The sequence below is a fragment of the Eggerthella sp. BIOML-A4 genome, from assembly GCF_009875575.1.
Taxonomy (GTDB): domain Bacteria; phylum Actinomycetota; class Coriobacteriia; order Coriobacteriales; family Eggerthellaceae; genus Eggerthella; species Eggerthella lenta.
The window spans coordinates 1-12,821 of sequence record NZ_WWRX01000016.1; the positions used below are offsets into that span (position 1 = coordinate 1).

At 60.5% G+C, this 12,821-nt stretch carries 11 protein-coding genes; 9 read left to right on the top strand and 2 right to left on the bottom strand.

Annotated elements, in window-relative coordinates:
* Window positions 1-320 precede the first annotated feature (320 nt).
* The 7 genes from GT613_RS15570 (at window position 321) to GT613_RS13375 (ending at window position 8,329) form a co-directional block, all read left to right on the top strand.
* On the top strand, window positions 321-689 hold the full coding sequence (locus GT613_RS15570) for a hypothetical protein (RefSeq protein ID WP_240132894.1): 369 nt from the start codon (window positions 321-323) through the stop codon (window positions 687-689).
* An 83-nt stretch (window positions 690-772) separates the two neighbouring features.
* The gene (locus GT613_RS15575) at window positions 773-1,453 is read left to right on the top strand and encodes a hypothetical protein (RefSeq protein WP_240132895.1); all 681 of its coding nucleotides are present in this window, start codon (window positions 773-775) and stop codon (window positions 1,451-1,453) included.
* A gap of 86 nt (window positions 1,454-1,539) precedes the next feature.
* Window positions 1,540-2,100 carry a hypothetical protein gene (locus GT613_RS13355; RefSeq protein WP_009305727.1) on the top strand — a complete coding sequence of 187 codons (561 nt, stop codon included), beginning with the start codon at window positions 1,540-1,542 and terminating at the stop codon, window positions 2,098-2,100.
* 323 nt (window positions 2,101-2,423) lie between these two features.
* Complete coding sequence (locus GT613_RS13360) at window positions 2,424-3,719, top strand: MFS transporter (protein ID WP_009305728.1); 1,296 nt, start codon at window positions 2,424-2,426, stop codon at window positions 3,717-3,719.
* A 119-nt stretch (window positions 3,720-3,838) separates the two neighbouring features.
* The gene (locus GT613_RS13365) at window positions 3,839-4,438 is read left to right on the top strand and encodes a TetR/AcrR family transcriptional regulator (RefSeq protein WP_009305729.1); all 600 of its coding nucleotides are present in this window, start codon (window positions 3,839-3,841) and stop codon (window positions 4,436-4,438) included.
* A 194-nt stretch (window positions 4,439-4,632) separates the two neighbouring features.
* Complete coding sequence (locus GT613_RS13370; RefSeq protein ID WP_161172670.1) at window positions 4,633-6,795, top strand: amino acid permease; 2,163 nt, start codon at window positions 4,633-4,635, stop codon at window positions 6,793-6,795.
* A 46-nt stretch (window positions 6,796-6,841) separates the two neighbouring features.
* Window positions 6,842-8,329 (top strand): glutamate decarboxylase, encoded by a 1,488-nt coding sequence (locus GT613_RS13375; RefSeq protein ID WP_009305731.1) that lies wholly within the window; start codon window positions 6,842-6,844, stop codon window positions 8,327-8,329.
* A 306-nt stretch (window positions 8,330-8,635) separates the two neighbouring features.
* Here the strand turns inward: GT613_RS13375 and GT613_RS13380 are convergent, their stop codons facing one another.
* On the bottom strand, window positions 8,636-9,250 hold the full coding sequence (locus tag GT613_RS13380) for a helix-turn-helix domain-containing protein (RefSeq protein WP_226844630.1): 615 nt from the start codon (window positions 9,248-9,250) through the stop codon (window positions 8,636-8,638).
* A 231-nt stretch (window positions 9,251-9,481) separates the two neighbouring features.
* Here GT613_RS13380 and GT613_RS13385 point away from each other — a divergent pair, with 231 nt between their 5' ends.
* A complete protein-coding gene (locus tag GT613_RS13385) occupies window positions 9,482-10,174 on the top strand; it encodes a type 1 glutamine amidotransferase domain-containing protein (protein WP_175282522.1) in 693 nt (230 codons plus the stop codon).
* 111 nt (window positions 10,175-10,285) lie between these two features.
* Here the strand turns inward: GT613_RS13385 and arcA are convergent, their stop codons facing one another.
* Entirely contained in the window at window positions 10,286-11,503 is a 1,218-nt protein-coding gene (gene arcA / locus GT613_RS13390; protein WP_009305734.1) for an arginine deiminase, read from the bottom strand.
* A gap of 444 nt (window positions 11,504-11,947) precedes the next feature.
* Here arcA and GT613_RS13395 point away from each other — a divergent pair, with 444 nt between their 5' ends.
* Complete coding sequence (locus GT613_RS13395; RefSeq protein ID WP_021409887.1) at window positions 11,948-12,802, top strand: helix-turn-helix transcriptional regulator; 855 nt, start codon at window positions 11,948-11,950, stop codon at window positions 12,800-12,802.
* Window positions 12,803-12,821 lie beyond the last annotated feature (19 nt).

Here is a 12,821-nt window from a genome sequence, read left to right on the forward strand (position 1 = left end):
GCCTCGACTACTTCCCGAACCGCGTCGCCGACCCGACCCTGGTTCGCCCGGAGATGTGGAACGACTAGTCGCGTAGCTTGACCTACTTGTCACAGACAGGCATCGTCACTTCGTAAAAAGAAAGGGGATTCGGTTTGCAAGGCATTCCGGATCCCCTTTTCCTTTTCATAATCCAATTATCACGCACAAACAGATCGGTCATGTAGGATCAAAGGTAAGACTCCAATCGTTTCGCATTCGATCTTGCATGACAAGAAAACCCCTCTGACAGGGGGTTAGGTGGGGCATACTCTTTTTTGCTACTGGTTTAAGGAGGACCAATGGCAGACAACGCTAACAAGGAAATCAAGACCGCGACAGCCGATGACGGCTCGACCGGCTACGAGATGAAGATCGGTCTTGGCACCATTGCCATGCTGATCTCGGCGACGGGCATGGGCTTGGTGCCCCTGTTCAGCCGCTGGGCAACTCGTACGGACATGTTCGACGGGGCGCTGGGTCTGAACGCTGGCGACTCCATCGGTGCTTTGATGGCCGTGGGCCGCATGAGCATGGGCGTGCTGTTCTTCGTCGTCATCATGTTCGCTACGGGCAAGGTAGAGACGTTCAAGAAACTCAAGCTGACGCCGGCCATCGCGTTGGGCGGCTTGATGATCGGCATGTCGCTGGCGTGCTACGTGACGTCTTGACCACCATCTCGAACGCTGTTCTGTTCATCTACATCGGTCCTGTCGTTTGCGTAGTGCTCGCGCGCATCTTCCGCAAGGAACCCATGTCTGCTTTACAGTGGGTATGCCTGGTTGCGGTGTTCATCGGCATGTTGTTCGGCAACAACCTGATGGGTTTCAACGAGTCTGGCTTCTTCGTAGACTTCAACCTGGTTCCGTCTACGCCTGAGTTCCCGCAGAAGGGTCTCGGCGACGCCTTCGGCCTGGCTTCCGGCTTCTTCTACGGCGCTTCGATGTTCTTCAACGGCTACCGTAAGGACGCCGACACCACGGCTCGTGGTGTGTGGAACTTCATCTTCGCCGTCCTGGGCGCTGGTGTTATCACCGTCGTCCTGAACTCGCTCGGTGCAAACCCCGGCATGGAGAACTGGGCTCTCAACATCCACTTCACCGCATTCAACTGGATCGGTGCCCTGCTTTTGTGGGTCATCTGCGGTCCTGTGGCTCTGGGCTTCTTGCTGGTGGCTGGCCGCAACCTGCCGGCTGCTGACTACGGCACCATTGCGTACTGGGAAGTTCCCGTGGCCATCTTCGTGGGTCTGGTCGTGTTCGGCGAGGCCCTGACGGTTAACACGATTCTCGGTGGCATTCTCATCATCGGCGGCGGCGCTATCCCCTCTATCAAGGGCATGCTTTCCGCTCGCAAGATGAGAAAAGAAGAGGAGATTTGCGAGAATCTTGCCGCTCGCTTGGAAGAGGAAGAAGTCAAGGAGCACCTGCAGTAGGTTTGGCGGCGTGCGCCTGGTTCTCGGGCGCACGCCTTTCCGCTGAGAAGCGGTAATCCATAACCGGAAAGGAAGGGGTGTGATTCATGAAGATCACGAGCAACCTGACCCATGTTGCCACTGAAATCGAGTTCGAAGCGCCGTTGAACGAGGAGGAGCTGCTCGCCGTGTTCGAGAAGAGCGGCGTCCAGGGCTTCCCGGCCGAGCTCGACATCGCCGAGCGCACGGAGGACCACGTCCAGATGATGTCGCTTGACGGCCTGCTGGGCTTCGCCAAGGCGTCCGGGCTGTCCGCGGTGACCTACGACGTGACGTACTTCCCGCACGCCGACGACGCGGAGGTGGCCTACCAGCTCAGGCAGCTGGCGCGCGACCTGGAGATCAGCGCCGAGGTCATCCGCGACGTGTGCGCGGCCGAGATCCAGGAGTACCTGGCCCTCGACGCGAAGCGCGACGCCGGCCTGCCCGTCCACAGCATCGTGGAGGCCTACACGGGCGGCACCGCGTTCGCCTGGTACGGCATGAGCGACTACCCGCGCCTCAAGCGCTTCATCCTGCGCAAGCTGGCGCAGGGCGGTCAGAAGGCCAAGCACAGCTTCATCATGCGCGCCAGCAAGGCCCAGGTGGATATGCTCGACGAGTACTGATCGTCTTTTGCGGTTGAACCTTCGGGTTGCCCTACGGCCTGTCAGCGAGAACGCAGCACGTCCAAAATTATGCGTTTCACGAGGCATTTTAGGTGGAGCCCGTTTGCTGCAAAACGGGCTCCACGCCTTTTCGGGGCAGGGCTCTCGACGGTTCAAACGCATATAAAAGGTTACAGGTTTACCTCGTATTGCCGTTTTTGCGGTATGATAACCTCAGGTTAAGGCGTTTTCCGACTATCGAAAGGGGCTTCTTTTGGAGCACCAGATACGCCGACAGCTTGCGTGTACTTCTAACGAAGCTGCTAATTTCTTAGGGGATTACCATGGGATCTAACGACCAACGTTCCACTATCAGAAAAGTAGCCGTTTCATCGTTCCTTGGGAACTTCATCGAATGGTTCGACTACGCAACCTATTCGTACTTCGCAGTGGTCATCGCCAACGTGTTCTTCCCTGGCGACGACCCGGCGCTTGCGCTCATGCAGACGTTCGCGGTGTTCGCGCTTTCGTTCCTGCTGCGCCCCATCGGCGCCATCTTCTGGGGCAGCATGGGCGACAAGAAGGGCCGCAAGTGGGCCCTGTCCACGTCCATCTTCCTGATGACCGGCGCTACCTTCTGCATCGGCTTGCTGCCGGGCTACCTGGCCATCGGCCTCGCCGCCCCCATCTTGCTGCTGCTGCTCCGCATGATCCAGGGTTTCTCGGCTTCCGGCGAGTATGCCGGCGCTGCTACGTTCCTGGCTGAGTACGCTCCCTCGGACAAGCGCGGCGTGTACTGCTCGCTCGTGCCTGCTTCGACGGCCGTGGGCCTGTTGGTGGGCTCTACGTTCGCCACGGTCATGTACACGATCCTGCCTGACGCAGCCGTGAACGAGTGGGGCTGGCGCATCCCGTTCCTGTTGGCAGGACCGCTGGGTCTCGTCGCTCACTACATTCGTACCAAGCTGGAGGATTCGCCGACGTATCAGGAGATGCAGGCTGCTATCTCCAAGACCGACGACTCGAATCATCCTATCCGCGACCTGTTCCGTCATCACACGAAGGAGCTCATCATCTCCTTCGGTGCCGCCATGCTGAACGCGGTGGGCTTCTACGTGGTTCTCACGTACTTGCCGGTCTACCTGGAGACGGTGGTCATGATGCCGGCGAACGAATCGTCGCTGATCACCACTATCTGCCTGGTCGCGTACGTGGCGTTCATCTTCGGCATGGGGCATCTGTCCGATAAGTTCGGGCGCAAGAAGATGCTCATCATCGCCTGTGTGTCGTTCATCGTGCTGACGGTGCCGGCGTTCATGCTGTTGAACACTGCGCAATTCTTCACGGTGCTGGCCGTCGAGCTGGTGCTGTGCCTGGCGCTTACCATCAACGACGGTACGCTGTCCAGCTATCTGACCGAGACGTTCCCGACGGCGGTGCGCTACACCGGCTTCGCCCTGTCGTTCAACTTGGCGAACGCCCTGTTCGGCGGTTCCGCCTCGTTCATCTCGACTGCTCTGATCGCCGCTACCGGCTCCGGTCTCGCGCCTGCCTGGTACATGGTCGGCGTGTCTTGTGTCGCGCTGGTGGCGATGATACTATCGCACGAACATACGGGTAAGGATCTGTCCGAAGTGTAAGGCCCTGCGGTCTGCACGACGATAGTGCTGATACAAACGGGCGCCGTCCAGACCTGCTGGTCCGGACGGCGTTCGCTCATGAGACGGCGTGCTCGCGCCGCCCGTACAATGGAGGACGAATGGCTGAAACATCGCAGACGCCGAAGTCTTTGAAAGCTCAGATCACGCGCACGTCGCTCGTGCTGGCCGCGGCGGCGTTGTTGCGCGAGCAGGGGCCGAAAGCCGTGACGTATCGCAAGGTGGCGAAGTGGGCCGGTGCGGCCTCGTCATCGGTCGGATATTACTTCGACTCGGTGACGCAGTTGCTGCACGAGGCCGGTCGCTACAATATTCAGCTGTGGGCCGAGCGTGCAGAGAAAGCGGCATCGGCTGCCGAAGGCCTTGAGCCTGAAGAGTGTCGTCGTCATGTAATCGACCTACTCATTCGCGCCTGCTTGCCCGATGAATCGGTGGTGCCTTCGGCTCACTACGGGCAGCTGATTGCCGCGGCCGAATCGGACGTGGTCACCGAGGCTTACCAGAAGGGCCGCGTTTCGCTCGATGCCGCCATCGAGCGCATCCTTGCACGCGCAAAGATCGATATGCCGCCACGTATGGTGGGCACCGTGGTAGACGGCGCGGCAGTGGCCGCCATTTCCGAGGGGTACGACGTGCGCAAGTTCGCGTCCGATATCCTGCGCGATGCCGTCGAAGTCTACATCAAGGCATCTGAAGCTTAACGCTTGTAGCGCGCCTCAGTAATCCAGCAACTCACGTTTCGGCGACGGGAGGGTGAACGCCCTCCCGTCGCCGTTCTTCTTTCCAGCCTGAATGGTAGAACGGATGCAAGAAACGCATCGATTGCGATGTCGCGCCGCTGTGTTCGCGAGCGGCGCGACATCGCGTCCTAGGTGAGGAAAGGGGTTGAGGCAGCATGAGCGATACTCGTCGCGCACCGGAGGCGTCTTCGGCTGACGCGGGCCCGGTGGGCTCGGTGAGCCGGCCGTCGTTCAAACGCACGTTGACGTTCTTCGGATTCTTCGCCATCACGGCTTCCATGGTGATGACGGTATACGAGTACCCGTCGTTTGCGTCGTCGGGATTCCAGCTGGTGTTCTTCCTGATCATCGGCGGCATCCTGTGGTTCTTGCCCGTGGCGCTGTGCGCTGCGGAAATGGCCACGGTGAAAGGATGGGAATCGGGCGGCATTTTCGCCTGGGTGGGCAATACGCTGGGCAGACGGTGGGGTTTCGCCGCGCTGTTCTTCCAGTGGTTCCAGATCACAGTTGGGTTCGTCACCATGGCGTTCTTCATCCTGGCGGCGCTGGCCTACGTGTTCAGGTGGGACGCGCTGTACAACAACCCGCTGGTGATGTTCTTCGGCGTGGCGGCCATCGTGTGGCTGCTCACGCTCACGCAGCTGGGCGGCACGAAGTACACGGCGCGCATCTCGAAGGTGGGCTTCGTGGGCGGCATCATCGTGCCCGTGCTAGTGCTGCTGGTGGGCTTGGTGATCTACTTCGCCACGGGCGGCGTCTCGCAGATCAAGATGGACGCGGCCACGTTCGTGCCCGACTTCGGCAAGGTGGACACGCTGGTCATCTTCGCGTCGTTCATCCTAGCGTACATGGGCGTGGAGGCTTCCGCTTCGCATGTGAACGAGCTGAAGAACCCGAACCGCAACTACCCGCTTGCCATGATCGTGCTGGCAATCCTCACCATCGCGCTGGACGCGCTGGGCGGCTTGGCCGTGGCCACGACGCTTCCGGCGTCGGTTCTGGACGGCAACCTGTCGTTCGGCGTGACCGAGGCGTTCCGCGCCATCTTCGTGCAGCACATCGGCCCGTCTATGAGCTGGATCGTGTTCGTGGTGGCGCTGTTGCTGGCGCTGGGCGTGCTTGCCGAGATCTCGGCGTGGATCGTGGGCCCGTCGCGCGCGCTGCTTGATACGGCGCACGACGGCATCCTGCCCCCGTCGTTCAAGAAGGTTAACAAGCACGGCGTGTCGGTGAAGACGGTGGTCATCCAAGCCGTCATCGTCACGGTGTGGGACGCGGTGCTGTGCGGATCCATCGCGCTGTCCGGCGGATCCAGCTCGTCGGTGGGCTACCTGACGGCCATCGGTCTGACCGTGGTCATCTACCTGGTGGGATACGTGCTGTTCTTCCTCGGGTACTTCTATCTGATCTTCAAGAAGAAGAACCTGCAGCGCTCGTTCCAGCTGCCCGGCGGCACGCCGTTCAAGGCCATCGTGGCGGGCGTCGGCCTCATCATGACCGTGGCGACGTTGATCATCTCGTTCTTCCCGTCGTCGAACCTGGACGCGCAGTCGAACGCGGTGTACCAGGCGACGCTGGGCGTGGCGTTCGCGATATCGGTGGCTATCCCCTTCATCATATACGCGTTGCGTCATCGTTGGGAGCCGAAGCCTGTCGTGCCGGTAGGGGCGACGGTTGCCGCGCCTTCGGGCGCTGCCATGCCCGCGCGTCCCGCGGCTCCCGAACAGGGCGCTCATGTCCGCACCGATGCGGGCACCTCGGGCCCCATCAACAAGCGCACGAAGGCGCGCGACGCGATGGGCGGCCCGCGTGACGCTTCGGGCACGCCGCGATCGGCCGGAGCAAGCGGCGCGGTTGCTGGCGGCGGTCTGAGCGAGCGCGTGGCACAGGGCATTTCCAGCGTGGTGGTCGGCGTGACCAGCCGCCCGCCGGGACCCATTCCTGTGGACGCGAAGGATCCGCACGGTGCCCCCGACCCGCTGTGCACGCCTACCGTGGACGAAGGCCGTGCGCACGAGATGTCCCAGCCTCCGGCCTGCGGCGTGCCCACGCCGCAGAACCCCATGCCGGTTCCGTGCGACGTCTCGGACGAGGATTCCGCCTCGCGGCATGCGGCTTCCAGCTCCGGTGCCGAACGGCCTGCGGCCGATGCCGCCGACGTGCGCGACGATCTGATCGACCGCACGGCGGAAGGCGACCCCAGCTTGCGCTCCAGCGTGACGGAGGGCGTGGTCGGGCAGGGCGTTCCCCAGGCCGACCCCGATACGCCCGATCCGCAGCGCGAGACGGGCATCGACACCGACAAGCCGGCCCGCTAGCGCGCAGCGAACAACCAGGTATCAAACTTCGAAACAGGAGGTTTTCATGAAGGAACAGACATCTACCAGCAAGATCCTCGACAGCATGGACGAGGGCACCAAGTACTCGACGCCCATCTTCGGCTCCGAGGCGTCCGACGTGGCCATGCCGCGTCTCAAGATGAACGCCCAGCCGGTCGAGCCGCGTATCACGTACGAGATGATCAAGGAGTATCTGTCCATCGAGGGCAACGCCACGCAGAACCTCACCACGTTCTGCCAGACGTACATGGAGCCCATGGCCACGAAGATCATGGCCGAGACGATGGAGAAGAACGCCATCGACAAGGACGAGTACCCCATGACGGCCGACCTCGAGAACCGCTGCGTCGCCATGATCGGTGACCTGTGGCACGCGAACCCTGACGAGGAGCCCATGGGCACGTCCACCGTCGGCTCGTCCGAGGCGTGCATGCTGGGCGGTTTGGGCATGCTGTTCCGCTGGAAGAAGCTGGCGAAGGACGCGGGCATCGACATCTACACCGAGCAGCGTCCGAACCTGGTGATTTCCGCGGGCTACCAGGTATGCTGGGAGAAGTTCTGCCGCTATTGGGACATCGAGATGCGCCTTGTGCCGCTTGAGAAGGATCACCTGTCGCTGAACATGGACACGGTCATGGACTACGTGGACGACCACACCATCGGCATCACGGCCATCCTCGGCATCACGTACACCGGCAAGTTCGACGACGTGCAGAAGCTCGACGAGCTGGTGGAGGCGTACAACCAGGAGCATCCGAAGCTGCCCATCCGCATTCACGTAGACGGCGCGTCGGGCGGCATGTTCGCCCCGTTCGTGGAGCCCGACCTGGTGTGGGACTTCCAGCTGAAGAACGTGTGGTCCATCAACTGCTCCGGCCACAAGTACGGTCTCGTGTACCCCGGCATCGGCTGGGTGGTGTGGCGCAGCAAGGAGGCGCTGCCCGAGGACCTGATCTTCTGGGTGAGCTACCTGGGCGGCGAGGAAGCCACCATGGCCATCAATTTCTCGCGCTCCGCGTCGCAGATCGTGGGTCAGTACTACGTGCTGATGCGCAACGGCTTCGAGGGCTTCAAGGAGATCCAGGAGCGCACGCTCGACGTGGCGCGCTACCTGGCCGCCGAGCTCAAGGAGATGGGCATCTTCGAGATCTACGAGGACGCGTCGCACATTCCCATCGTGTGCTGGGGCTTGAAGGACGACGCCGACGTGGAGTGGTCGCTGTACGACCTGTCCGACCGTCTGCGCATGAGCGGCTGGCTGGTGCCGGCGTACCCGATGCCCGCCGACATGCAGGACACCACCGTCCAGCGCGTCGTGGCGCGCGCCGACTTCTCCATGCAGCTGTGCATCAAGCTGGTGGAGGACATGAAGAAGGAGATGGACACGCTGAACAAGGCGAAGTTCGTCACCGGCAACACCCAGGGCGTCATCCAGACCGGTTTCAACCATGGCGGCCGCTCCGCCGTCGACAAGGGCGAAAAGGTGCAGACGAAGGCGAAGAGCAACCAGTAACGGCTGGTGGTAGAAAAGCAGGTAAGGGGCCTGAACTTCGGGCCCCTTACCTGTATAGTGCAGGCGCCTGTAAATATGATTGATAAAGTCATGGACAAAAGTGGGCACTTTTCCGTAGGTTTTGCCGGGAAATCGGATAGGCCGCACATCGTGTTTTAGAAAACGCCTGGTGAAAGAGTTGTCGCTTCATATATTCTCATAGAAACATAAAGAAAAGTGGCGCTTTTTGTCCATTATTAAAATAGTCATATATAAAAGCCATCGACAAAGCATGTCGATGGCTTGTGCAAATCGTTTGCGCGCTCGCTATCCGAAGATGCCGAACTTGTAGACAAAGTATCCGGCGAGGGCACCGACGATGGCGGAAACTAGTGTGAGGATCACGCCCCTGAGCACGGGATGCCGACGGGCACGCTGGCTGCGCGGATTGCTGCGATCGACGGGCTCGCCCTTCGAGTATGCGAGAATCTCGTGATAGGTTACCAGATCGTGCTCTTTCTTGATGCGCTCCACGCGAGCGAGTAGCACCATTCCGAAGCCCCATATCAACAGGCCGATAATGCCGGACGGCACGGCGTCCCAGCCCCACCAGCTGATGCCTGCGATGGCGGCCGCGACTCCCAGAATAACGATGCCGAAACCTGCCCAGGTCAAGGCCATCATCTTCTTGTAGTCGTTCGAGATTGCTTCCTTCATGGCTTCCACGTCTCCTTTGATCAGTTCGTCGACTGTAACGTCGAAGAGGACGCTGAGCAGCAGCAGGCTTTCCACGTCAGGGTAGGTTTTGTCGTTCTCCCAGCTTGAGACGGTCTGGCGCGAAACGTAGATCTTCGCGGCGAGGTCGTCTTGCGAGAGCCCTCGTTCCGTCCGATGACGTTTGATCTGACTGCCGAGCTCCATGCGTTTCCCTTCGTTGATCATAGGTTGCCATGACGCGGCAAAGTGTACCATCAAATGGCCTTGACGCAGGGCGTTCCATCTCCGGCATACTCTGTCAAAAGTTCTTTACATGCTATTTGAACAGGGGCGATGCATCATGGCATCCTGGATGCCGTTTGGCGACGCGGTACTTACGGATGACAGCGAACGCGATCTTCGAGCAGCGCCCGTCGTATGCTCGGACGCAGTGACGGTGTCGATGAGGAGCGCGCTGTGAAGAAGATTCTGATTGTCCTGACCAACACTGCTGCGTACGGGGAGAGGAATGTCGCCACGGGGCTATGGTTGGGGGAGGCTGCGGAGTTCATGGACGAGGCGATTCAGCGCGGGTATGCGGTGGATTTCGTCAGCCCCAAGGGCGGCTACGTGCCGCTCGACCCGCGCAGCATGAAGCCTGCGTACGTCGATCGCGCTGCGTTCGCGCTGTACCGCACGCGTGACTTCCAGGAGAGAGCCCTTGCGCATTCGATGCATCCCGACGACGTGGATCCTGGCGAATACGTCGCCCTGTATTACACGGGCGGTCATGGCGTGATGTGGGATTTTCCCAGCAGCGAGGGTCTTGAACGGCTCTGCTTGGAGGTGTACGGCAACGGTGGCTACCTCGCCACGGTGTGCCATGGCATCGCCGGGCTGCTGTACGTGAAGGAAGGTTCCAGATACCTGATCGAGGGAAAGAGCATCACGGGTTTTACCGCGATGGAGGAGCGCCTCAGCGGTAAAAGCGCTGTTATCCCATTCTGGAACGAGCAGGTGGCGAAAGCGCATGGAGCCGTGTTTCGCAAGAAACGCCCGTTCGCCGAGCACGCCATTCAGGACGGAAGGATCATCACCGGCCAGAATCCCGAATCGCCCCGCGCCGTTGCCCGCCTGCTGCTGAAAAACTTAGAACGCCCCCTGTGCTGAACCCGGTTCTCGTTCGCCATTTGGGACCGGATTCAGCACAGGGGGCGCCTGGGGAAAGGAGGCGGTTGCGCGGAGCGAATCGCGCGCAACCGCTGTTGGCGATGGAAAAGCTTAGTCCTCGCGCTCGATGGGCATGCTCATGCAGCGCGGGCCGCCACGGCCGCGGGACAGCTCGGCGGACGGGACGATGATGAGGTCGAGGCCCTTGTCGCGCAGCACCTTGTTCGTGACGTCGTTGCGCTCGTACACCACGATCTTGCCCGGGGCGATGCACAGCGTGTTCGAGCCGTCGTTCCACTGCTCGCGCTCGGCCGCGATGCGGTCGCCGCCGCCACAGGGGATGAGCTCGACGGGATGACCGACGTAGGTCTCCAGGATGCTCTCCAGCGTGCCGTTCACTTCCTTGACCTTGATTCCCTCGCCCGCAGCGGTGATCTCGAAGACGGTCAGCGGGCCCATGATGCCGGGATGGATGGTGAACTTGTCCGTGTCGATCTGCGTGAACACGGTGTCGAGGTGCATGAAGGCGCGGGAGTTCGGGATGTTGAACGCCAGGATGGTCTCGATGGGGCTCGTCGGATCGTTGAAGATGTTCTTCGCGATGGCATCGATGGCATCGGGCTCGGTGCGCTGGGAAATGCCGATGGCCAGCACCTTGTCGTTGATGTTGAGGATGTCGCCGCCCTCGATGTGGAACGTGTTGTAGCGGCTGTAGTACTCGGGGGTGCCCTTCAGCATGGGATGATGCGCGAAGATGTACTCGCCGTAGATGGTCTCGCGGTTGCGGGTCTCGGAGTACATGCGGTTGATGGACACGCCGTTGCCGATCATCGCGAACGGGTCGCGGGTGAAGTACAGGTTCGGCATGGGCTTGATGACCATCTTGGAAGACTCGGAAACCAGGTCCACCAGCGAGTTGGACTTGTCGGTGTGCAGCTCGGTGAGGTTGATGCCCTCCATCGTCTTCAGCACGAAGTCCTTGGCGTCGGGATAGTTCTCCTGCATGTAGTCGAAGATGATCTTCTGGTAGCGGTCCGTGCGGATGCCGGCCTCTTCGATCCACTGCTTGAGGAACTGCTCGCGCAGCTCGGGGTTGGCCTCGAGAACCTCAGCCATGAGGTCTTCCAGGTAAAACACTTCGACGCCGTTGTCGCGCAGAGCCTGCGCGAACGCGTCATGCTCCTCCTGGGCGACCTTCAAGAACGGGATGTCGTCGAACAGCAGCTCTTCGAGCGTGTTCGGCGTCAGGTTCAGAAGCTCTTTTCCCGGGCGGTGCAGCAGGACTTTCTTCAAGGGCTTGATCTCGCTCTTGACGTTCACTCCTGACATGTGCAACCCTCCTTCTTCCTTTACGTCGGTTCCGCAGGGAACCGATCTTCGCCAAGTCGCCGTGCGGTCCTTTATGCCGTTCGGCGCGTTGGCACCACCATGCTCCAACCCGATAGTGAAGAAAAGATGTAAACGAGGTTTACCGGCAAACAAAGAAGGTTTACCGTCGGGAAGCGGGTCGATAAACCTCTACTAAACTGCTGATCGCAGGCTTGATCGCAAAATGCAGCGTTCGCAGGCCGAAAGCAGAGGGCTTCACGCCCGATTCCCAGAGCGGTTGTTTCGTGTATCATGGGAGGAAGGTTTAGGCAGTCGCTTCGCGTTTGAGAGAGGTGCCGCTCCGTGGGTTTCGTGCTCTTCCATTACACGCTTTTCGTGCTGTTAGGATCCATTCTGACATCGGCCACGTGTTTGTCTGCTTACCTTGTTTCAAGGAAGCGAACGATGCTGTACGCCTCCTTTGGTTTCCTGTTCTATTTCTTCGATGTGGCATGGGTGTTTCAACGAGATTTCTTCACCGGTGCCGATGCCGGAGTTGGGCCTGCGTATGCGCTGATCATGTCGCTGCTGATGGTGTTGGCCGGTTGCGGGTTCCTCACGTCGTTTTGGTTGCTGGTGTGCGATTACGTGGGCGAGACGCGCAAGGCGCTCAAAGTGATTCCGGCGGTCGTGTTCGTTGCGGCCAGCGTCGCGGTGCTTCTGATCGTGCCCGAAGGCGGCTTGCGCAGTTTCGCGTTCTACAGTCCGAGAGCGTTGTACCTGTTCTGGATGCTGGCTTTCGCCGGGGCATGGTACTTGAGGTCGAAGGACGCTGCCGAGCGTGCCCGCCTTCGACGTCATTTGGGTCTGTACGGGGCGCTGTGGTTTTTGGGGCTGTCCGTGGTGGTGGAGGACGCGTTGGTGTTCCTGCTGCCCGATCCTATCTTCATCGGGCCGCGCGCGTACGCTCCCGAGCGCAACTTCGCCGAGAACGCGCTGATGCTGTGCTGCGCGTTCTTCGCGTGCCGCGACGCGTTCCGGGTTTTGTCGCTGCGCTTCGACCGACCGCCCATGCGCGGCGGAGGGCGACAGGAAGAGCTCATAGACGACAACCTCATGATGTACGGCAAGCGCCACCAGCTGTCCGAGCGCGAATGCGAGGTGCTGCGCTACGTGCTGCTGGGCAACGACAACCAGAACATCGCGTCGTCTATGCATCTGGCACTGAGCACCGTGAAAGTGCACGTGCACAACATCCTTCAGAAAACCGGTCAAGCGAACCGCCAAGCATTGGTTCAGGACTTCTGGAAGATGTCATAGCAGTATGGACGTGTGACTG